The organism is uncultured Lactobacillus sp. (assembly GCF_902491705.1).
Taxonomy (GTDB): domain Bacteria; phylum Bacillota; class Bacilli; order Lactobacillales; family Lactobacillaceae; genus Lactobacillus.
Window position 1 is genome coordinate 1 of the sequence record NZ_CABUIW010000017.1, and the last position, 20,719, is coordinate 20,719.

Sequence of the window (20,719 nt, forward strand, 5' to 3'; positions counted from 1 at the left end):
GCTCAAGCTATAGAGGAATATATCAAATACTATAACGAAGAAAGGATAAAGAGCAGATTAAAAGGCTTAACTCCGAAAGAATATCGGAATCAAGCCTCTATTAATCCTATGTTTTAAAATGTCTACTTTTTAGGTCCCACTTCAGTTTAAACGAACGAAGTAATGATTTTTCTCTTTTTCATAATTTCTTTGGACATTTAAAAGAAAGACAGTCTTTCCGCTACCTCTAACTCCATAAACTAAGGAAGTTTGATACTTTGCATCCCCAATGTTCAAATGAAAAAGGTAATTCTGTAGAGTATTTTGTTGATCTAACAACATATTGGGAATACGACCAAAGCCTGGCATAAAAGGGTTTTTCATTATTAATACCACAAATAACTAAATTTTATTTTTTAATTTAAATACCTTATGATCATTCTCATCGTCATCAATATATTTAAAGCCTGTACGTTCAGCTACATGTTGACTAGCAAAATTTTCCTGTGCAGTACGCAAAATTAAATATTCCAACTTCAATTGTTTGAAAGAATACCCAATTAAAAATTCTACACATTTAGTCATAATTCCTAAATGTTGAAAATCACCTGATAGCCAATATCCCACTTCACCAGATTTCTTATTTAGCTTATGTAGATCGATCATTCCTGATATTTTCCCATCAATTATAATAACTAAATTAAATGCAGTTCCATCAACCATCTTTTGTTGGAATATCTTGATTGATTCAGTTTCTTTTTGAATAGAATCAATGCTATTGAGCCACTTTAAGTATTTAGCAAATTGATCATGATTTTTTTGAAGTTGATCAAATAATTCTGCTGCTTGCCACACTTCTGGTAAAACTAATTCTACTAAATGACCTTTTATTTTAAAACTATATAAAGTAAATGCTCTCATCATTTGTTCTTCTTTCCAATTGCTTCATCAATTAAAGGCGCAATCAAGTTTTCTTCTAACACCATATCAACAGGGCGATAGCTATTATCAATGCATTCATCCCAATACTCAATGTGCTTTTTATCAATATAGCTTTCGGACTCTTCTACAGCCTGACCACCTTCGCCTTGCAGCGAATACCAATAAAAGTAAGTATAACCATCAGGATTTTCTTCTTTGAAGACATTTTCAACATACATCTTTTCATTAGCCATTGTAGCAACAGTATCTTCATGATGATTGTTCAAAAAATCCATCCATTCTTGAGCCTTTGCTTCTTTACCTTTTTTAATTCGAAAACGAGTTAGTTCAATTTTCATTTATTCCACCTGATATATTTTACTCTTTATATTTATAATCAATATTCTAAGCTAAACTTTTCTTCAATACATGTTCTTATTTTTAAATCCAATAGCGAAAGAGCATTCAATTTTACATATACATTTTCTAAAAAAGATTTCAAATTATTAAATCGATGATATTCTTTCAAATCTGAAGAATAAGGATCAAAATCAAACGTATTTATCCAATCCAGAAAAGCTTTAGCAGAAATTTTTTTATTCTTAATACCTTCCACAAAAACATCTGCTAATCGATATTCTTCTCCATCAATAAAACGTTTATCTACCTTAATTAACATTTTTGAAGTAGAAGATAATAAAAGAGTAGTTAGCTTAGAATCAAAATTATCACTTTTAATTCCATCTGCTAATGCATCCGAGCAATGAGCAACAGCATGTACCCATCCATATTTAGTTGAATATCCTGTAAAATCTTGTTCTAAAGATAAATATTTAATTAAGTCTTTAAATGCTTTTATTTCTGTTGATTTACTTAGAATTCCAAAATATTTTGAATCGTAATCATTATTAACTCGAATAAGTAAATCCCAAAGTAGGCAAGCAAATGATCTTGTCAAAGTGGCTTGCCCTTGTTTATCCATTCTATAAAATAAAGTATTGTTTATTTCAAGTTGCTCTATCAAAAAATCAACTTGATGAAGCGAGAATTTTTCCTCAAACAATGCACTTCCCAAACTATTACAAACTAAGTTATCACGAATCAAATTATCAGAATCCCCAATATGCTCAAACAGCCATTTAACTTCTTCATTTGTATACTTTGCAGATTGATTATCTAATTTTTGCTCTAATGTATTTTTTATTGTTACAGTGGTATCTTTCATTATTTTTCTCCCAATTCCATCGTATCTTGCGAAAACTTCACTGGAAATTCATCCGACCACTTATCTACTACTGTATCAACAACCTTAAAACCAAACTTTTCATACAATTTCTTAGCACGAAAATTATTTGTGAATAATCTAGTTTCACTGGTCGACTCATTTCACTCAAAGCTCTTTCAATCAATTGACTAGCGATTCCTTGTCCTTGCATATCTGGACGAACATAAACGAATTCCAAGCTGTGAGGTCTAAAACCAATAAAACCTAACATTTCTTCATTATCCAAAGCAAGATAGATTTTACAATTCAACAAATAATCTAGGTATGGTGCGCTCTTTAACGGAATAAAAGTCCCTTCTAAATTTTCACTTTGTAGTTCTTGCATCCTGCCAGCATCCATTACATCGCAAAGTTGCTCAAAGTACTTTTCTTCATAGGGCTTTATTTCCATGTAACTCACCTAATTTCTTAAAAACCGCTAAGCAATTAGATCTCTCCAACTACTTAGCGGTTCAACTTAATTCTTACTAATATAATCCAAAATTGTAAACATTACTTTTTCATTTTCTTTAGGAACACCATGTGCAATGATTTCACTAGCATCTTGCTTTAATGCATTATTATCATCAGCGTATCCACCATCATTAATTGCGATTTCACGCAAGTTATTTTCTAATGGCTCAAAGTGAAATTGTAAACCAACAATATTATCTCCTAATATGAAACCCTGATTTTCAAGTAAGTCACTGGAAAATAGCAACTTGCCGCCTTCAGGAATTGAAAACATTTGTTGGTGCCAATGCAAGGCAGTCAATTTATCAGGAATTCCTGCAATTTGCTTATCCTTCAAATATACAGGTGCCCAACCTACTTCCTTATATTTTGCATCTGAGATTGTGCCACCAAATGCCTTAGAAATTTGTTGTGCGCCAAAGCAAGCACCAAACATTGGCTTATGTTCTTTAGCCAATTCTTTAATTAATTGTCTTTCTTGATGAATCCAAGGAAAATCGTCGTTAGGACTCATTGGACCGCCCAATATTATCAACATGTCAGTTTCTTCTGCAGTAGGTAATTTACCAAAAGTTGCAGGATGGTAAACGTAAAATTCTGCATGTTGCTGATCAGCCCACTTTTCAATTGAGCCTGGTCCTTCATTAGGTGTATGTTGTAAAACGTTAATTCTCATATCTATCCCCTCAAATTATTCATTGATGAACTTATAGAAATTATCAGAAAAGATCTTTTGCTTATCTTCCTTACTAATTCCTAAATCATTAATTGCTTGAGTTACAATCTTATCAGCACCAGATGGCATTACTGCAAAAGGTGCATCTGTACCAAATAATACATGATCTAGGCCATAATAATCAATTGCTAATTGCAATGCTGGAGTATTACCTAAGATAGCAGTATCAACATAGAACTTCTTAAAGTCTTGAGCATGTTCCTTATCTAAAATATAATCAATTCTACCACTAAAGAATGGAACCATTGCACCAGCATGGTGAACTAGAATCTTTAAATTAGGATAATCCTCAAAAACATTGCTTTCTACCAATTGAAGCATCGCTTGAGATAGCTCATATTCCCATGAAAATACCAAATTATTGTCTGGTTTTCTATTATCGAATACGGGATGCATCCATAATGGAACATTGTGCTTAGCCGCTTGAGCTAATACTGGTCTAAATTCTGCATTAGCAATACTTTTGCCCAAATGACGCGTAAAGATTTGTGCACCAATTAAGTTTTTACTTTCTTTTATAGATGAAATAGTCTCACAAGCTGCTTCAATATTGTTCATTGGTAAAATGGCAACACCACCTGCAAACTTGTCAGGATGCTGTTCAACGATGTTCGCTAATTCATCATTTGCACCACGACAAAGTTCAGCGGCAAGTTCTGATCCAACAAAATCTTCTGGACTAATGTTGGCTAAAGATATTACCTGCTTAGTATTTTCATCTGGCCATTGTGCTAAGCGAGCGTCTAAATCCACTAATGTTTTGATTTTAATAAATGGGAACATCTTAGGAATGTTGGGTTCGATAGCCAACATTTTTTCATAATATTCAGTTGGTAAAATATGTGCATATGAATCTATTTTCATAAAAAATCTCCTAATTAAACGTCAGATACTATAACATAAGCAATGGTAATACGATCTATCACTTCATCTCACTTGATAACTTCATGCTTTTTTACTTAAAACTCTGATACTACAAATTGATCATCTTTTTTAGTAATAATCTTAGTAAGTTTAAATTGACCATTGTCAAATTCAATTTTGGCAACAGAAGCATTGGAAAAGCCAATTTTAAAGATCTTATCCATATCTGCATTGATAGATTTCAAAAAGTTAAGGATTGCACCCGCATGTGACACTATCAGTATATTTTTATCACCTGGATTATCCTGTGCAATTTTCAAAAGTGTATCAGTCATTCTTTTTACTACTTGGTCTTCACTTTCGCCACCATATTTCACGAAAAAATCTTTATATGGTATAGGCGGATTAAGTCGCTCATCTTGTGCTTCAAAGCTGCCAAAGTAACATTCTTTTAAGCCTTTTAGCCTCTGATAAGGCAGCTCATTATTAGTAGCCAATTCCAAAGTATCCGATGCTCTTTCAGCAGTTGAAGTATAGCCCTTATCAAAATGAATGTTATACGATCTGAAAAAGTCACCCATTTGTTTTGCCCGATTAATTCCTTCTTCAGTTAAAGGCGAATCTGACCAGCCTTGAATTTTATGCCATAAATTAAAGTAAGTCTGACCATGTCGCATTAAATAAATTGTTGTCATATTTTTCCTCTCAAACGTTTATATATAATTTTATTATAATTTTTAAAAAAGCGGTTTCAAAGTCAAATATCAAAAAAGCTACGTTGATTTTAACGTAGCTCTTTTATTAATTACCTTGCTTCAAAATAATATCAGTTGGCTTGATGTCCTTACCAAAGTATTGTCTTAATTCCTTATTGTAGTCCTCTACAAAGAAGCTTTCTTTATTTAGCTTAGTAATTTCCTTATTTGCCCATCTCAATAATGAACGATTGCCTTTCTTAACAGCAGGCGAAATATATTGCTTAGGTCCAATGCTCTTAATACCAACTATATATTTAGGATTTTGCTTTACCCAAGCATACAGATATGAATTATCATCAGCTAAAGCTGCTCCTCTGCCATTTTTTAACGCATTAAATTGCTGAGTCTTAGAATCGAACTTCAACAAGCTTACGCCTTTTTGAGTTGAAAAGTAGTTTTCGGCAGTAGTACCCTTGGTAACAATCAATTTCTTATTCTTTAATTGACTAGCAGTAGTGATTGGCGCGCTCTTTGGCGAAATCACTCCAACAGAAACTTTCATGTATGGCTTAGCATAGTCTACGACTTCTTTTCTTTCAGGCGTAACTGTAAAGTTAGCCAAAACGATATCTGCCTTATTTGAATTCAAAGTATCAACACGGTTGTTGGCATTAACTTGAATGAATCTAATCTTCACTCTTAAGTCTTTAGCCATGCGGCGAGCAAGATATACATCGTAACCTACTCGCTTACCATCTGAGTTAACCCAGCCATATGGTGGCAGGTCACCAAAGACGGCAACCCTGATATAGCCGCGTCTTTTAATTTCAGAAACTCCATTTTGACTACTCCAACGACTAGCAGATGTGCCGCTGTTCAAGCCCTTCTGTGTAAAACCGAAGTAAGCAGAGACAATCACTAATAAAATAGCTAGCCCACTTATAATCCAGTTAAAGATATTTCTATTTTTCATCTTAACCCTCCACTAGAAATCCATGCTATCTAGGAATTCACGAGCACGTGCAGTTTGTGGATTTTTGAAGAATTCTTTGCCTGGTGTATCTTCCAAGATTTGACCATTTTCAAGAAACAGCACTTCATCTGCGATCTTTTCCGCAAAGTTCATTTGGTGCGTTACTACGATCATGGTCATATGGTCTCTGTTTGATAATTCTTCAACGATTTCTTGCACGCCGCGAACCATTTCAGGGTCAAGGGATGCAGTAATTTCATCCAAAAGCAAAATTTCAGGATTCATAGCCATAGCTCTAACAATTGCGACTCTTTGCTTTTGACCACCTGATAATTCTCTAGGATAAGCAGAAGCATAATCTTGCAAGCCTACTCGCTCTAGTAACTCTTCAGCCTGTTTTTTAACTTCGTCTTCTTTTCTATGTTGCACCTTAACCGGGGCAAGCAAAATATTCTCCATCACATTTAAGTTAGGGAAAAGATCATAGCTCTGAAATACCATACCGATCTTTTGTCTCAACATTTGCCATTCTTTTGGCGAAGGATTAATTTTCTTATCGTGAAAGTAAATACTGCCATTTTGATAATCCTCTAATCCGTTCAAAGTACGAAGAAGAGTACTTTTACCAGAACCTGATGGTCCAAGAAGCGTTAAAACTTCACCCTTTTTAAGATTAAAGTTAATGTCGTGTAAAGCTTGCCAGTTGCCATAAAACTTATCTAAATGTTCTACCTTTAAAATTTCTTCTGTCATAATTGCACCTAATCCTTATTTGCTGTTAAACGCTTTGCCCAAGCTGATAATGGATAATCTAAAACAAAATATAAGATGAAGATAAAGCCGTAAATCCAAAATACTCCTGTTGGATACTTTTGATTATTAGCTTCAATGATTTGTTGACCTACATTAATTACTTCCATGATATTAATTACCATTAAAAGTGAAGTAGTCTTAATTACACGAGTTGCCAAGTTAATTGTTGCAGGCAGTTCTAATTTAAGTGCTTGCGGCAATAGTACATATCTAAAAAGCTGCATATTGCTTAAACCGAGTGCCAATCCTGATTCACGTTGACTTTTTGGTACTGATTCAAGTGCCCCACGCACAATATCACTGAATTCGGCAGCTACCCATAATGCGAAGGCTAAAACTGCCATCCAAGTTGCGGCCCAATTAACATGAAATGTTCTTGGCAGGATGTAATAAACCAGGTATAAAAGAACAATTGTTGGAACTATTCTGAAGAATTCTAGATATAGTCTTAAAATAAAGCGAATAACTTTGTTGGGCATCGTACGCAAAATTCCCAAGATCGTGCCAAGAACTAATCCGATAACTAAAGAAATTGCCGCAATCCAAATTGATGTCCATAATCCAGCTAATAGCCGTGCTAGATTAGTTCCTTCAAATAAAACATTAATTCCCGAATGCACCATAACGAACTCTCTTTTCTAACCAATTCAAAATCAAAATTAACGGAATCAAAATTATTGCGTATGCAACTACCAGCATGAATAAATATTCATTTGAACGGTAATACATCCCTATTAGGTCCATTGCTGTATTAGTCAATTCTGGAATTGCAATTACAGAGAAGATAGAAGTCTCTTTAATTAAAAAGATGATGTTGGCAGCTAAGGCTGGCACGCTAAGAGCTAACCCTTGTGGAAAGACAACATATCTTGCTAGTTGCAATCTGTTCATTCCTAAAGCTTTACCACTGTTAATTTGACTTTTAGTTACACCGTTAAATCCGCCAGTAAAACCTTCTGCCATATATGCCCCACCTAAAAAGATTAATCCGATGATTCCGCAGACTTCTGCGGACATTTTTAAACCGAAAATTGGGAAAGCATAGTATAAGAAGAATAATTGAATCAATAATGGCGTATTTCGTGCCAGTTCTACATATGCGGTAGAAATTTGACTTAAAACCGGCACCTTAAAGTATTGAAATAAGCTAGCGATGATTCCTACTATTATTGAACCGATAATTCCGACTAAAGATAGCCAGAGGGTTAACTTGAACCCTGCTACAAAGGCAGGCATTGCCTGCTGGATAATCGTCCAATTCATATAAAACCTCCAAACAACACAAAAAGACCTACGAAACTAAATTCAGCTTAGATCGTAGGTCTTTAATTATTACTAAAATATAGCGTTATTAATTATTGAAGTACGGCACACTGAATTTTCTGCATAACAAAGAAAGTTGACAGCATGGACAACATACGTTAACGATTTGATTGTTTGCAGTTAAATTCAACATGTTTGTACTCCTTTCCCGAACACTAATGATAAGTAAGCTATTAACCATAAGTAAGTTTAATTCTATGCTTACTTTATGTCAATAACTTTTTTAAAAAATATTTAATTTAAAATATCAATGATTATGTAAAATAGTTAAATTCTAGTAAAGTAAATATCGTATTGCTTGAAATTCACTTATTTAATACTCCACAATAAAATATTATTTTGTTTTTCTAACATGACATTACTTATACTGCCATCTTGCTCCATTTGCTTCAAAGATTCTAAAACAAACTTTCTTTGACTACCTTTCAACTTTTTAGCTGCTTTGACTGCTAAAGCAAAATCTTGCTTATTTTTAGCAATTCGCTTATGGTCAGAAGCTGCATCTTTTAAAGTGGTTTTTCTATTTAATCTATCAGAGTCTCTTTTTTGTATTCTTCTCAATGGGGTAACTACTTTTTGAAGTGGCTTACTGTAGATAGCATAGTATTGCAAGCCAGCATTTGGAGTCCAAGCATTATATTTATGGTTCTTGGATGTAACTAAATATTCTGGGGAGCCACTCACATTTTTAAATACCATAATCTTGATCACTTTAAATCTGATGTGTTTAATTTTCTTGGAACTAATAGTCTTAGTTCCTTTAAAAAATGGATTATTTAAAAGCTTTTCATAGTTATCCTTGCCAACGAAAATGGGTTGAGCTGTCGAATTAACATTTAAAATATAGCCCCATTTGCTAAGCTTAGGTGTATCTTTGAGTACATAATGTTTTTGGGCCTGTGATGTAATTGCCGTTTTATTATTCGCCGCATTAGCTGTAATTGGGGTTGTATCTAGTAATGCCGCAAGTGAAACTACAGTAAATAAAGTTGTAAAAATCTTTCTTGATTTCATTGTTTAGCCTCTTTATCTTTTAACTATCATCATTTACATTTTACAGCTAACGAATAATTTTAAGTCATATTCCCCTGTGAAGGGAATTAGTCTGGCAAATTATCACTTATCTTTTTATAATCAGCCTGTCTTAAAAGCTTTTTAATTTCTATGGCTTGCTCTTTATTCGTATATATTAAATAAAAATACAAGGTTAACTCTTTAAAAAGACATAGTTCTGGATCCGATGCAAGGCCTTTTAACCATGATAATATTTTAAAAGCAACTTTATCTGAATCTGTAAAATACTTTCTTAAAATATATAAATAATTAATTCCAACAGTAGCTAATCTTCTCTGTTTAGTTAAACTTTGATCACTTAATTTTTTATACTTTTTAATTAGCATCATTACCAATGGCGTTACATCATTTAGATTATCTTTACGAATAGAATTACTTAAAAGTACGATAGCATTTTCATCGTTCATCCATTCTTGATATTTAAAGAAATCATGCATAGCATGCTTAATAGATTTTTCATCAGTTTCTGAATTTAATACTCCTATAATCAGGTCTGCTCTATCTTTTAGTTCAGCTGGCGCATGCTTAATATTTAAAATTTGCTCCTTTATTTTTTTAGCTTTTTCTATATCGTTATCATAAAAAGCCTGATTTAATTTTTGAGATATTTGAGAGCAATTCATTTCATCATTTGTTGGAAAATACCTCTTAAAAAAATCAGCCATTGATATTCCATGTAACTGTAAAATTACGATCAGATCATCTACAAAAATTCTGTTTTGGCCTTTTTCCATTTTGGAATAATGTGTAACTGTTATTTTGCTACCTTTAATCATTTGAGCTTGTGTTAATCCCAGTGATTGACGTAATTGCTTTAATGCTTCTCCAGTTGTCATAAATTTTACCTTTCACATGATGCTAATCTCAATATTTTACGCTTTAGCACTTGTTATACTAGAATAGTTTTTTGAAGCAAATAATTAAATTCACTTAATTAATACGATAATTGAAAGCACTATGAAAAAACTATTCAGCATTCTATTTTTAATATTAACTTTTTCACTATTAGGGTATTTCTTCTTACCTAAAAAGGTCAATCCAATCAAAAACGGACAAATCGTTTTGCGTCCAGCCAAGATAACCAACTATCAAACTGTCCACACCAAGTTAGTTAGTGATAAAACCTACCCTATTTATCAAAACGTCTCTTCAAAAGGCGGAGTTAACGCTACTTCTTCAACTAAATATTTTAGAACTAGCTTGCTCCAGTCACAGCGTTCGGCAAAAACAAAGAACGGGACTTACTGGCAATTAGTTATCAATGGCCGAGAAGCTGGCTGGGTTAATGAAAAGTGCTTTTTGAGAAATAAGATTTCGGTGGCTAAGCATATTTCGTTAGTTAGAAATAACTATTATGCTTTTCCAGTAAGGGATGCAATTGCCTATGCAGTGGATAAACACGGAACAATGATTAATCCTAATCAAGTCCAAGTTTCGCAAAAAAATATTAGTTCTGCTAATCCAGGCATTTATCGCATCACATACAAATATAAAAAGCTCACTGCTCAAGCCAACATCAATGTTCGATCCAATGTCAATGAAGGAATAACTGTCGCAAATCAAATTCCTACGCCAGGTCCAACTGAAGTGAAGACTTTTTCAGGTAGTTCTAAATCCTCATCCCCTAACTGGAATGTAGAAAACAACTACCAACCAGAAACCAAGATTGACAATTATAATGGTTCAAATGGTGCTACGATGCGAACCGTTTTTTATCAACCGCGTTTTCACTTAATTGATTACGATCAATATGATGATCAACTAAATCAAGTTGGTGTCATTCCTCAAGGAATCAATCTATTTCAAAATCAGCTAACTGTCTCGTACTTCAGTCAGCCTAATGCTACTTGGGGACACTTAGTGACTTATAATCTCAATGATTTAACCAGTCCTCTTCAAACACAAAACTTGCTTAAAATGAGCTGGCGCAGTTTTGAACACACTAGCCAAAACATCAATGTCTTTCCATATCAAAAATTAGGACATGGACAATCACTTGGTGCCACAAAAAAATATGTCTATGTACTGGCCAGCAACAATTTAGAGTCCAATCCTACTAAATCCGAAGAAATTTTGCAGATTTCTCGCAAGAATTATCAAATTAAAAATCTTTGGACAATCAAGACTTGGAATCGTTCTGAATATTATCCACGCTATTTTCATAACGCATACTTCGTAAATGGCCACCTAATGTACGCCGTCTTCCATAATGCTACTAAGGGGAGCTATGAATATTGGCGCATTACTCGACAAGGTGATACTTGGACAGCTGCAGAAGTTGAAGCTACTCAATCCAATTTTGTAAAAGATAATTCGCCTCTTCAGGGCTTTACTTATACAAATGGCAATTTTTACTTGGCCTTTAATGACAATATTTTTCAAATTAATAGACTAGGAAAAGTACTAAAGCATTATCAATTCCACACTTTGCGCGAAACCGAAGGAATCGCAATCAAAAACGGCGCACCATATATTGAACTGGCACGTCGTCCTGAATTGTTAGAAGTGAAGTAATTAATTCTAATAAATATAAAATTTCTTATACTTAAAGTTCCCAACTTGCTTACCAATCATACCGCTCCATCATCCTTCACCTATTTTTTCATTGACAATAATTTCGAACAAAATAAAATTAAACTGTATAAAAATAATATTCTTTTACATGGAGGATGTAAAAATGAAGAAGAAACATATTGTTACGGCATTTTTAGCTGCTGCAATGCTAGCTGCACCAATTGTCAATGTCAATTCACAAAAGATTAGTGCTGTAGAAACCAAAGATGCATGGACAGAATATTTTAGAATGGGTACTTCTGGCAATCGTATTCACCCATACACTGATGCTCAAAATTTTATTGATATCAGTAAAGCAGAACGAAAACTCATCATGGAACATTTCAGTTCACTGTTTCAGGATGAATTAATTCCTGCTTGGTATAATGCAAAAATTGAAAATGTTTCTGCACTAAATAACGGTACTTATACTCAAGAAATATTCATTCCGTTAACTTACACTCCCAAGGGAGTTCACGGTGGCTATTTGAACGAAGAGCCTAAAGAGAGATTATTCAATACCATGATTAATGAATCTGGTAGTTCATCTGTTCAAATTGCAAATGATCACTATGCTTCTGCTCCACGTGCTTTTGATGAAGGCATACAAACCAGCAATTGGCGTGTACTTATAAGAGATATTTCTTATACAAATCCCCTAAAGAAAAACAGCTGGGGCTTTCCAAGCAATAAACCAATTGGTATTTCAATTACTAGAACCGTTAAGAATGGCTCTGATCCATTAAAGCCAGTTGCCAATAAACCAGTTGATATTGATTATACAGGTAGCAAGTCAGTATCAATTTATAGCTACAAGCGTATTAAAAAGAATAAAAAGAAATTGGTAAAAGTTGGACGAATTAAACCATATCAAGGCTTCTATGTGTATGGACGCAGCAAGAATAATTTGTTGAAGGTCGGAACAAATAAATACATTTATAATCGTGGAATTTATAAAACAGAATCTTCTGTCTACTAATCTAAAAAGCATCTGTAAACGATACATTACTTTGCGTGAAACTGAAGGAATTGCAATCAAAAACGCACACCATATATTGAATTGGCACGCCGTCCTGAATTGTTAAAAGTTAATTAACATACAAAAACTCTCAGACAACAAATATCTGAGAGTTTTATTTATGCTATTTTTTAAAATAGCTTAGCTTCATCTTTAAATATAATTTCTTCTTAAACCAATAAAGATAGTCAATATTAATAAATCAGCACAACCACCTAGACTGTAATTATTCTTCAAACACACTTGATTCAATTGATCCAAATACTTTCTACCTTTTTCAGAATTATAGCCACCTAATCTCAAATAATTGTTAGCAACTTCTTTTAACCAAGTTAAAACTTGAATATTTCCTGCTCGTTTAATTAAATTTGAATCCTCAGTTTCAGTAGCAATTTTCATCAAAGTATCAAGTAATCGTGCTTTTAATTCACCGGTACTATTTTTCAAAAACGGAAGAGCTATATCTTTTACTATTGGATAGCCTGCTTCAGCTTCTCCACGAATACCGGTTTTACCATACTGCAAATATTCTTTTTCACCGGCTGTTTGCTTATGATTTAAATTTTTTAAATCATGTCTAACTAAACCTTTAGTCATTTTCTTAACAATTTCAAAAGTATCGCCACCAGATGTTTCACGATAGCTTTCTGCACAAACAAGCACTCCTAAAGAAAAAATTGCACCTTTATGAGTATTTACGTTGTTTGTCGCTGCAAACATTGTTTTTTCGGCCTCAATACCTGCTTGTCTAAGTTTATTAAACATTTCGGTAAGATTTTTTCCTTTAAAATTGGCCCCTATTCTTACAGCTTCCTCAAAATATGGCTGTAAACTTAGACTGCTATCAATAAATAAATAAGTATCCATATCAGGATGAGGGCCACTTGAAATCGGATCGACCAATCCAGGTTTAGGAGCCGTAACAACTTCATAAAGTAAAGCTCTTATGGCATCTTGTGCAATCGAAAATTCTATTTCTGACATTATATCTTTCCTTAGTTTATGCTAAATATCGTGCAGCCATCAAATAATGACGCAAAAGTTGATTAAATTGAATAGGTGCCTCTGACATAATATCATGTCCAACATTATCCAAAACCGTAGCCGTTATTTGATTATTCTCTTTTTTCATCCATTCAGCAAAATTACAGTCATAATATGGACTTTACTTTGCAGCAACTACATTAATTGGAATACGAGTGTTCATAACTACTGGTCGCCAGTCTATGCTTGAATGCTCTTGCAATAATTTTATATTATTTTGGCGATTAAAAGGATAGTCTACTTTTGCTTTTGCTACTTCAACGGCAATTTGCGGTGCAACACCATTTAGTGTTTCTTTTACATTAGGAACTTTTAAAGTTTCCTGCTTAAAATTATCTTTAGTATAATTCATGAAACCGTAATGCCAATTACTAGTATTAAGCATGTAAGGACTCTGATCGATGATAATCGCAAATTTTATAATCTCTGGCTTAACTTTTAATAAATTATAGATAACACTCCCGCCCATAGAATGACCTACAAAGACTGCTTGGGATATCTGCAAAAAATTAAGTAATTCAATCAAATCCTGAGTTAATCGACTAAGCGTTTGCCCCTTAGCAGTTCGCTCACTTTTACCCATGTTACGATGATCATACGTGATGACTTGATAGCCCATTTGCAACAAATATTGTTTTTGAGCAGTCCAAATTTCTTGATAACCACCAAAACCAGTAATTAAAATAATTGGCTTACCTTTTCCATTTATAGAATAAGCTATTTTTACATCATCACTAGTCTTAAAAAACATTATTCAAACCTTCTCAAAGCTTGCCATGGATCTTTACTTAAGACAGGTCCAGTTGCCGTTTTTATCAAATTAGTATCTGCTCGATTATTAGCATATTCTTCTAAAGAAAATCCAGCTTCTCCACGAACCACTTGTACATCGGCATGTGTTCCAAATTGATTCAGTTGTTTCAAAATTTCTTTAGCTTTTTCAACACTAATCTTTGGAAAATTAATTGCAATAATATCCAAATCGCTATTGTGTTCCGGTGTATGTTTGACCATTTTGACCCCTGTAGCCATTTCATAAGCCAAAGAACCACTAATGCCCCAACGATAATTTTTCAGATATGGCTTAATTTTAATTAATGCCTGAAATTCTGGCATCATATAGCGCTCTTTAGCTAATTTTTTCCAAGATTCATGCTTAATAAAATAATCTACATGATATATTTTTTCAATATTATCTATAGCTAAATATCCACCAATTCTTTGATTACGCTCATATCCTCGCAATCCTACGGGGATTTTACCGTTTATAATTTTTCCTCTTCTAACCACGACAATTTTCGCTTTAGACAATGAATCCTTTGCCCAATCGGGTAAAGGATTCACATCAGATATAAAATCTTTTACATTATTAAAAGTCAATAAATCGTGTGGCCAAATATCTTTTATTTGTCCCATTGTTCATCAATCAATTTACGCATCTTTAAAGTTGCTTTACGACCACTTGCTACAGCAATTGGAGTTTCATAACGAAAATGTAAATCAGTTGGCTTACCTTTTGTACTTTCAATTGCTTCATCAATCAAACCATTGATTTCATTAACAGCTTTATCATTAGCATCCCAAGAAGAAACATCTTTTACAAGTTTATAAAGAGCTCCTAATTTTTCATAATTAAAAATGTCATATGCCATTGCAGGAACATGTTTAGTAGCTTCCTCAAGTTCAGCAATTGTTCTTTGAGTAATTCTTGCAGCAGAAGCTTTAGACATAGCTTGAATTGTAATTGATTTATCACCCAAGGCGATCATTCGATTTGATTGTAAACCGTGGGCCAAGAAACCACCGGAAACAGCATCCCCAGGAATAAAGTCAATTACAGGATGTCCTGCTTGACGAGCCTTAGCATATGCGGCTGCTGAAGAAGCAAGACCAATATGAATACCAATTAATTCTTCTTTATAGCCATAAGCTTGACTTGGAACATCAACTATTAAAACGATTGGACGCTTAATTTCTTTATCCTTGTCTTCTTCAACAATCTTATTAACGATCTTAGAAACAACAAAGCCTTCTTGTAAACCAACTTCACCGTGGCGAACACGTGGGAATTTGTTATTTTCATCAGGAACAATAGCAATATATTCCTTACCATCTTTTTGAGCATGAAGAACAGTTGGATATTCTGACTTAGCATTTTGAATACCAGTTAATTTTTCAAACCATAAACGTCCTCTACTCTTAGTACCAGGTTCTTCACTAGCTACAGCAGCTGGGACATCATGCTCATTGGCTTGATTGTTCTTGTATAAATCACGATATTGTTCCGTATTCAAAGGCTTAGCAAAATCAATTTTATCTAAAAGGGATAAGTAGAAATCAGCTTTATCGGTTCTGTGAGCATCTTTCTTTTCATCAATCGCAGAATTAATTGCATCTCTAATTTTGTCGACATCATCATCAACTAATTCATCTGCAATACCAGTGGCTACACGTTGACGAGCACCTAATGTATTCCAAATCAAATCCTTGTCACTAGAATCAAATTCACGAACGCCAGCTTCTTGTTCAATAACTTCTGGACCATTCAAAGCGATTCTGGCTTTTTTAGTAGTAATCAAATATGAAAGAATGGCACTAGTAATGGACATCCCACCGAAACTACCAACGCGACCAGGTACAAGGCCGATAACTGGAACATATTTCTTTAAGGCAATAACAGCATTTTGAATTTCTGAAATAGAAAGTAATCCATAGTTAGCTTCCTGTAATCTAACGCCACCGGTATCTAAAATGATAACTGGATATTCTGTCTTACCATTCTTATTATCAGTTAAAACTTTCTCTAAAGTAGCAACAATCTTAGCACCGGAAACTTCACCGATACCACCACCTTGAAAATCCCCTTCAATTGAGATAATTACAACATTTTTGCCATTAAGTTGACCTCTAACAACGATTACCCCATCATCACTTTCAGGAACAATTTTTTGTGGCTCCAAGTGAGGAGAAATCATATCAAATTCTGGTCCAACAATCTCACGGCCGGTATTTTCATCAACTAAAGCAAAAGCGCGTTGACGACCATTTAATTCTACAAAACTATTCTTCATCGTTTAAAGCCTCCATTGCTTGAGTTAGACGCAAATTAACAACACCAGGTGTGGCACCAAAATCGTGAATAACAAATTTTCCCTTTAATGGATAACGGGTAAAGAAACGATCTAAAACATTTTTCCACACATCTTTAAAACCATCACTACCTGTAACAATATCTAAAGTTGTTTCTTTTTCATCTGTTGGATAAAGCAAAACTTCTAAATCTCCAGAAGCGACTACTCCAACATGAACGAATTTTTTAACTGCATTATTATTTTGATAAGTAAAATGAAGCTTTTCCATTATTCTTGACACTCCTTTTTAATTAAGACCATGATCTGAATTTTGCAGGTGGATTGTAAAGGCCGTGTGACCATTCAACAATATCATTCATGGTTTGAGCAGCTAAAAGTGAACGCTTAGCATCTTGTCTGCGAACGCCTAAATCTTCAGGCAACGCAACAATACCTCTTTCACGTAAATCTTTAACAGTAGCAGGATTTGAACGTAAACCAACAGGAGTTACACCAGCAATAGCTTCAATAGCAGCTTTTCTTTCTTCCATACTGTCAGTCTTATAAAGATAAGCAATACCTTCTTCAGTAACAATATGAGTAGTATCTTCTGAGTAAATCATGATTGGTACATTAGCCAACTTAGCTTCTTTACGAACTTCTTCAGCATCCAAATGATCAACAAAGACTGGCTTTTTATTTGCACCAAAAGTTTCCACCATTTGAACAACTAATTTTTGACCTTTTCCTAATGGATCATCATCTGGTTTTAAGCTTTGCCAAGCTGGAGTAGAGTGACGACGACCTGTAGGGTTAGAACCCATGTTAGGAGCACCACCAAAACCAGATAATCGGCCATTAGTAACAGTTGATGAGTTACCCCATTGATCAATTTGCAAAGTAGAACCAACAAACATATCTAAGGCATATTGACCAGCAACTTGTCCTAATGCACGGTTTGAACGCATCGTACCATCTTTACCAACAAAGAATATGTCTGGTCTAGCAGCAATATACTTCTCCATTCCAACTTCACCACCGAAGGAGTGAATTGATTCTACCCAACCATCTTCAATTGCAGGAATCAACGTTGGCGTTGGATTTAATTCCCAGTTGCGGCAAATTTTACCCTTTAAACCAAGAGAATCACCGTAAGTAGGCAAAAGCAATTCAATAGCTGAAGTGTTAAAACCAACACCATGGTTCAAAGTTTGAACATTATGTTTAGCATAAATACCTTTGATAGCCATCATACCCATTAAAATTTGTAATTCAGTAATAGCTTGTGGGTCACGAGTAAACAATGGCTCCAATTGATATGGTTTATCAGCCGGGATCACAACATCTACCCAATCACTAGGGATATCAACTCGAGGTAATTTATCAACTACTTCATTTGCTTGCACAATAACAATGCCATCATGGAAAGCAGCAGCTTCAACAATCGTTGGTGTTTCTTCAGTATTGTAACCAGTGTAAAGATTACCATCACGGTCAACCTTGTCTGCAGCAACTAAAACAACATTTGGAATCAAATCAATGAATAAGCGGCCGAACAGCTCTAAGTAAGTGTGAATATCACCAACTTGCATAGTACCATCAGCGATCATTTGCGATACACGAGTACTTTGTGGTCCAGCAAATGAAAAGTCCATCTTAGAAGCAATTCCTAAATCAAAAATATCTAAGTGCTCTGGACGAGAAATACTAGACATAATCATATGCAAGTTGTTCACCTTTTCAGGATCTACTTTTGCTAATGCTTCAGACAAAAAAGAAGCTTGCTTTTGGTTATCACCCTCAAGAACAACCTTGTCCTTTGGTTTAATTAAAGTTTCCAGTATTTTAACAACATCCTCGGTTTTAGCAAATTTACCATTTAATAGGCTACTTGCCGCTTCTAACCGAGCATTTTTTGCATCACGATGAGTGTGCCAATTCTTTTCAGTCATTATCTTTTTCCTTCCATTTATTTAATAGAAAATCAGCGTCATCTATCGACATATTTTGTAAGGTAATAGTTGAAAGTTGATTTGTTTTTGCCTTCAATAACTTTGTAAAAGCTAATCCAGGAGAAAACTCAACACTAACGTTAGGTTGGTACTCCAAAGCAACATTAATCATAGTTTCCCAGTAAACCGGATAAATCAAATTATTTGCCAAATCATATTTGATCCCATCTAAATCTTTAACGGGATGCCCATTGTAATTAGCCAAATAAATACAATCAGTTTTTCGCAATTCCAACTTAGAGATTGCCTTTTCTAATTTTTTAGCTACAGGTTTCATCAATGGTGAATGTGATGGATTAGGAACATGCAAAAGGATTGCCTTTGATGCTCCAGCTTTTTTGGCTAAATCAAGTACTTTTTTAATCACCGTTAATTTACCAGAAACTGTATTCTGTAATTCAGAATTCTGATTTGATAAATAAACAGGTTCATTATTCGAAAATACTTGATTAACAATTTCACCTACTTCACGTCTTGACAATCCAACTACAACACCCATTCCATAACCTTCTGGATATGAGTCTTGCATTAACTTTGCACGTAAAGAAACTAATCTAAAAACATCTTTCAATTTAATGATCCCAGCTGCATAAGCTGCGCCAAAAACACCCAAAGAATGTCCAGCAACTAAAGTTGGCTTCCATCCTAATTTCTTCATTTGATTAACTTGGTCAATCTGTAGAAGCAAAATGCTTAACTGAATCTGCTGTGAATTTTGGTATCCTTCTTCAGTATCCAAAAGATTTACACCAGTCCAATTTGTCACTTTTTCTTTCAAATCTTGATCAACATTAGTTAACATTCCTGCCCTCTGTCCACCTTGGCCAGGAAACAACCATAAACTTCTCAAAAATGTCACCTCTTTTGGATCTCACAATTTATATTGTAAATCGTATTGATAACCATTTATAATATTGTTTAGGAATAATAGTTAACCATTTGGTTATTAATGGGGGCAAAAGATGAACTTAACAACTTTAAAATATTTTGTTAGCGTTGCTAGATTAGGATCCATAACCCAGGCTGCTCAAGCAGCTTATATCAGTGAATCAGCTGTGAGCAAAACTATTAAACAATTAGAAAATGAATTGGGCGTAAAATTATTTGATCGACAAGGACGCACGATTAAGTTAAATGAACAAGGGCAAATTTTTTACTCTTACGTTTTTGACAGCCTAAGACTTTTAAATCAAGGAATAAGCAATGTCCAAAATCATCAAAAAGCTAAAGAAGAAAATATAAAAGTCTTATTTACAGTTGGATCACCTTTAATTTCAACAATTGCGCTAAAAATGCAAAAATTAATGCCTAATGTTAGTTTGAATATTTATCAAAGAACTACTTTTGCCAAAGATTTAGAACGATTTGATTTTGTTGTTTCTTCCAATAGGATTAAAGATTTTATCAATATTCCTTTACTTAATGAGGAAATACTCGTTGGCTGGAAAAATGACTTTTTGAATACTCCCAAATTAGTTGAAATGAAGGATTTAGAAAACTATGATTTCATCAGTCAAACTGAAGAAACCGAATTACAACAAAGCATAGATCTTTTTTTAAAAGATAATAATGTTCACCTAAATTTTAAATATCAATCAGATGAACCTGCTACAGTGCGAAATTTGGTAAGAGCAGGATTAGGAATCTCCTTTATTCCTAGCGTTACTTGGTATAATTTTGCCCATTCAAAAGAAATCACCACTGCCAAAATCATCCCTAATGCTCCACATAGAACGATTTTTCTTAATTCTCCTCACCAACATCTAACCAATAATCAACGAATTTTCAGCAATGAAATTGCTAATATTTTGACTAATATTCAAAGTTAATTCACTCTTGTACTTTTTCAAAAAAGCAACTATATTTAAATTAGCTTCTTAGGGATCTCACAATCGCTAAGAA

General features: G+C 33.9%; 25 protein-coding genes. 4 read left to right on the forward strand and 21 right to left on the reverse strand.

Annotated features, from left to right (window positions below):
* On the forward strand, positions 1-117 hold a 117-nt coding region (locus RDN22_RS04700), incomplete at its 5' end, for an IS3 family transposase (protein WP_308554877.1).
* Positions 118-141: 24 nt separating this feature from the next.
* Here RDN22_RS04700 and RDN22_RS04705 read toward each other — a convergent pair.
* The 14 genes from RDN22_RS04705 to RDN22_RS04770 all read right to left on the reverse strand — a co-directional run bounded on the left by RDN22_RS04705 (position 142) and on the right by RDN22_RS04770 (position 9,955).
* Positions 142-363, reverse strand: a complete 222-nt coding sequence (locus RDN22_RS04705; protein ID WP_308556408.1) for a hypothetical protein — start codon at positions 361-363, stop codon at positions 142-144.
* An 18-nt stretch (positions 364-381) separates the two neighbouring features.
* The gene (locus tag RDN22_RS04710; RefSeq protein WP_308556409.1) at positions 382-900 is read right to left on the reverse strand and encodes a GNAT family N-acetyltransferase; all 519 of its coding nucleotides are present in this window, start codon (positions 898-900) and stop codon (positions 382-384) included.
* Positions 900-1,259 (reverse strand): DUF6176 family protein, encoded by a 360-nt coding sequence (locus tag RDN22_RS04715; RefSeq protein WP_308556411.1) that lies wholly within the window; start codon positions 1,257-1,259, stop codon positions 900-902. The genes RDN22_RS04710 and RDN22_RS04715 overlap by 1 nt, the downstream gene beginning before the upstream one ends.
* A gap of 38 nt (positions 1,260-1,297) precedes the next feature.
* A complete protein-coding gene (locus RDN22_RS04720; protein ID WP_308556413.1) occupies positions 1,298-2,125 on the reverse strand; it encodes a DUF2785 domain-containing protein in 828 nt (275 codons plus the stop codon).
* A 67-nt stretch (positions 2,126-2,192) separates the two neighbouring features.
* A complete protein-coding gene (locus RDN22_RS04725; protein WP_308556415.1) occupies positions 2,193-2,576 on the reverse strand; it encodes a GNAT family N-acetyltransferase in 384 nt (127 codons plus the stop codon).
* Positions 2,577-2,642: 66 nt separating this feature from the next.
* The gene (locus RDN22_RS04730; RefSeq protein WP_308556417.1) at positions 2,643-3,314 is read right to left on the reverse strand and encodes a type 1 glutamine amidotransferase; all 672 of its coding nucleotides are present in this window, start codon (positions 3,312-3,314) and stop codon (positions 2,643-2,645) included.
* A gap of 15 nt (positions 3,315-3,329) precedes the next feature.
* Positions 3,330-4,238 (reverse strand): amidohydrolase family protein, encoded by a 909-nt coding sequence (locus tag RDN22_RS04735; RefSeq protein ID WP_308556419.1) that lies wholly within the window; start codon positions 4,236-4,238, stop codon positions 3,330-3,332.
* Positions 4,239-4,333: 95 nt separating this feature from the next.
* On the reverse strand, positions 4,334-4,933 hold the full coding sequence (locus tag RDN22_RS04740; protein WP_308556421.1) for a histidine phosphatase family protein: 600 nt from the start codon (positions 4,931-4,933) through the stop codon (positions 4,334-4,336).
* A 106-nt stretch (positions 4,934-5,039) separates the two neighbouring features.
* Complete coding sequence (locus tag RDN22_RS04745; protein ID WP_308556423.1) at positions 5,040-5,909, reverse strand: transporter substrate-binding domain-containing protein; 870 nt, start codon at positions 5,907-5,909, stop codon at positions 5,040-5,042.
* Between the two features lie 12 nt (positions 5,910-5,921).
* The gene (locus tag RDN22_RS04750; RefSeq protein WP_308556425.1) at positions 5,922-6,662 is read right to left on the reverse strand and encodes an amino acid ABC transporter ATP-binding protein; all 741 of its coding nucleotides are present in this window, start codon (positions 6,660-6,662) and stop codon (positions 5,922-5,924) included.
* Positions 6,663-6,670: 8 nt separating this feature from the next.
* Positions 6,671-7,345: an amino acid ABC transporter permease gene (locus RDN22_RS04755; protein ID WP_308556427.1), complete on the reverse strand. Its 675-nt coding sequence runs from the start codon at positions 7,343-7,345 to the stop codon at positions 6,671-6,673.
* Positions 7,326-7,985, reverse strand: coding sequence for an amino acid ABC transporter permease (locus tag RDN22_RS04760; RefSeq protein WP_308556429.1), 660 nt, complete (start codon positions 7,983-7,985; stop codon positions 7,326-7,328). Before RDN22_RS04760 ends, RDN22_RS04755 begins: the two co-directional genes overlap by 20 nt.
* A gap of 369 nt (positions 7,986-8,354) precedes the next feature.
* A complete protein-coding gene (locus tag RDN22_RS04765; protein WP_308556431.1) occupies positions 8,355-9,059 on the reverse strand; it encodes a hypothetical protein in 705 nt (234 codons plus the stop codon).
* 86 nt (positions 9,060-9,145) lie between these two features.
* On the reverse strand, positions 9,146-9,955 hold the full coding sequence (locus RDN22_RS04770) for a helix-turn-helix transcriptional regulator (RefSeq protein WP_308556433.1): 810 nt from the start codon (positions 9,953-9,955) through the stop codon (positions 9,146-9,148).
* A gap of 121 nt (positions 9,956-10,076) precedes the next feature.
* Here RDN22_RS04770 and RDN22_RS04775 point away from each other — a divergent pair, with 121 nt between their 5' ends.
* Together RDN22_RS04775 and RDN22_RS04780 are read left to right on the forward strand one after the other, a co-directional pair.
* Positions 10,077-11,633 (forward strand): SH3-like domain-containing protein, encoded by a 1,557-nt coding sequence (locus RDN22_RS04775; protein WP_308556435.1) that lies wholly within the window; start codon positions 10,077-10,079, stop codon positions 11,631-11,633.
* A 163-nt stretch (positions 11,634-11,796) separates the two neighbouring features.
* Entirely contained in the window at positions 11,797-12,651 is an 855-nt protein-coding gene (locus tag RDN22_RS04780; protein WP_308556436.1) for a hypothetical protein, read from the forward strand.
* Between the two features lie 192 nt (positions 12,652-12,843).
* Here the strand turns inward: RDN22_RS04780 and citG are convergent, their stop codons facing one another.
* From citG to RDN22_RS04815, 7 genes are all read right to left on the reverse strand, one after another.
* Positions 12,844-13,674 (reverse strand): triphosphoribosyl-dephospho-CoA synthase CitG, encoded by an 831-nt coding sequence (citG, locus tag RDN22_RS04785; RefSeq protein ID WP_308556438.1) that lies wholly within the window; start codon positions 13,672-13,674, stop codon positions 12,844-12,846.
* Between the two features lie 181 nt (positions 13,675-13,855).
* The gene (locus tag RDN22_RS04790) at positions 13,856-14,485 is read right to left on the reverse strand and encodes an alpha/beta hydrolase (RefSeq protein WP_308556440.1); all 630 of its coding nucleotides are present in this window, start codon (positions 14,483-14,485) and stop codon (positions 13,856-13,858) included.
* Positions 14,485-15,150, reverse strand: coding sequence for a malonate decarboxylase holo-ACP synthase (locus tag RDN22_RS04795; RefSeq protein WP_308556442.1), 666 nt, complete (start codon positions 15,148-15,150; stop codon positions 14,485-14,487). The genes RDN22_RS04790 and RDN22_RS04795 overlap by 1 nt, the downstream gene beginning before the upstream one ends.
* Positions 15,138-16,805, reverse strand: a complete 1,668-nt coding sequence (gene mdcD / locus RDN22_RS04800) for a biotin-independent malonate decarboxylase subunit beta (protein ID WP_308556444.1) — start codon at positions 16,803-16,805, stop codon at positions 15,138-15,140. Before mdcD ends, RDN22_RS04795 begins: the two co-directional genes overlap by 13 nt.
* Entirely contained in the window at positions 16,795-17,094 is a 300-nt protein-coding gene (locus RDN22_RS04805; RefSeq protein ID WP_308556446.1) for a malonate decarboxylase subunit delta, read from the reverse strand. The genes mdcD and RDN22_RS04805 overlap by 11 nt, the downstream gene beginning before the upstream one ends.
* Positions 17,095-17,116: 22 nt before the next feature.
* A complete protein-coding gene (gene mdcA, locus RDN22_RS04810) occupies positions 17,117-18,757 on the reverse strand; it encodes a malonate decarboxylase subunit alpha (protein ID WP_308556448.1) in 1,641 nt (546 codons plus the stop codon).
* Entirely contained in the window at positions 18,750-19,676 is a 927-nt protein-coding gene (locus RDN22_RS04815; RefSeq protein ID WP_308556450.1) for an acyltransferase domain-containing protein, read from the reverse strand. Before RDN22_RS04815 ends, mdcA begins: the two co-directional genes overlap by 8 nt.
* Before the next feature lie 103 nt (positions 19,677-19,779).
* Between RDN22_RS04815 and RDN22_RS04820 the strand changes: the two genes are divergently transcribed.
* The gene (locus tag RDN22_RS04820; protein WP_308556452.1) at positions 19,780-20,646 is read left to right on the forward strand and encodes a LysR family transcriptional regulator; all 867 of its coding nucleotides are present in this window, start codon (positions 19,780-19,782) and stop codon (positions 20,644-20,646) included.
* Positions 20,647-20,719 lie beyond the last annotated feature (73 nt).

Bases quoted from the DNA above. Each gene is read 5' to 3' on its own strand.
- RDN22_RS04705 (WP_308556408.1), bottom strand. From the start codon at position 363: ATGAAAAACCCTTTTATGCCAGGCTTTGGTCGTATTCCCAATATGTTG.
- RDN22_RS04710 (WP_308556409.1), bottom strand. From the start codon at position 900: ATGAGAGCATTTACTTTATATAGTTTTAAAATAAAAGGTCATTTAGTA.
- RDN22_RS04715 (WP_308556411.1), bottom strand. From the start codon at position 1,259: ATGAAAATTGAACTAACTCGTTTTCGAATTAAAAAAGGTAAAGAAGCA.
- RDN22_RS04720 (WP_308556413.1), bottom strand. From the start codon at position 2,125: ATGAAAGATACCACTGTAACAATAAAAAATACATTAGAGCAAAAATTA.
- RDN22_RS04725 (WP_308556415.1), bottom strand. From the start codon at position 2,576: ATGGAAATAAAGCCCTATGAAGAAAAGTACTTTGAGCAACTTTGCGAT.
- RDN22_RS04730 (WP_308556417.1), bottom strand. From the start codon at position 3,314: ATGAGAATTAACGTTTTACAACATACACCTAATGAAGGACCAGGCTCA.
- RDN22_RS04735 (WP_308556419.1), bottom strand. From the start codon at position 4,238: ATGAAAATAGATTCATATGCACATATTTTACCAACTGAATATTATGAA.
- RDN22_RS04740 (WP_308556421.1), bottom strand. From the start codon at position 4,933: ATGACAACAATTTATTTAATGCGACATGGTCAGACTTACTTTAATTTA.
- RDN22_RS04745 (WP_308556423.1), bottom strand. From the start codon at position 5,909: ATGAAAAATAGAAATATCTTTAACTGGATTATAAGTGGGCTAGCTATT.
- RDN22_RS04750 (WP_308556425.1), bottom strand. From the start codon at position 6,662: ATGACAGAAGAAATTTTAAAGGTAGAACATTTAGATAAGTTTTATGGC.
- RDN22_RS04755 (WP_308556427.1), bottom strand. From the start codon at position 7,345: ATGGTGCATTCGGGAATTAATGTTTTATTTGAAGGAACTAATCTAGCA.
- RDN22_RS04760 (WP_308556429.1), bottom strand. From the start codon at position 7,985: ATGAATTGGACGATTATCCAGCAGGCAATGCCTGCCTTTGTAGCAGGG.
- RDN22_RS04765 (WP_308556431.1), bottom strand. From the start codon at position 9,059: ATGAAATCAAGAAAGATTTTTACAACTTTATTTACTGTAGTTTCACTT.
- RDN22_RS04770 (WP_308556433.1), bottom strand. From the start codon at position 9,955: ATGACAACTGGAGAAGCATTAAAGCAATTACGTCAATCACTGGGATTA.
- RDN22_RS04775 (WP_308556435.1), top strand. From the start codon at position 10,077: ATGAAAAAACTATTCAGCATTCTATTTTTAATATTAACTTTTTCACTA.
- RDN22_RS04780 (WP_308556436.1), top strand. From the start codon at position 11,797: ATGAAGAAGAAACATATTGTTACGGCATTTTTAGCTGCTGCAATGCTA.
- citG (WP_308556438.1), bottom strand. From the start codon at position 13,674: ATGTCAGAAATAGAATTTTCGATTGCACAAGATGCCATAAGAGCTTTA.
- RDN22_RS04790 (WP_308556440.1), bottom strand. From the start codon at position 14,485: ATGTTTTTTAAGACTAGTGATGATGTAAAAATAGCTTATTCTATAAAT.
- RDN22_RS04795 (WP_308556442.1), bottom strand. From the start codon at position 15,150: ATGGGACAAATAAAAGATATTTGGCCACACGATTTATTGACTTTTAAT.
- mdcD (WP_308556444.1), bottom strand. From the start codon at position 16,805: ATGAAGAATAGTTTTGTAGAATTAAATGGTCGTCAACGCGCTTTTGCT.
- RDN22_RS04805 (WP_308556446.1), bottom strand. From the start codon at position 17,094: ATGGAAAAGCTTCATTTTACTTATCAAAATAATAATGCAGTTAAAAAA.
- mdcA (WP_308556448.1), bottom strand. From the start codon at position 18,757: ATGACTGAAAAGAATTGGCACACTCATCGTGATGCAAAAAATGCTCGG.
- RDN22_RS04820 (WP_308556452.1), top strand. From the start codon at position 19,780: ATGAACTTAACAACTTTAAAATATTTTGTTAGCGTTGCTAGATTAGGA.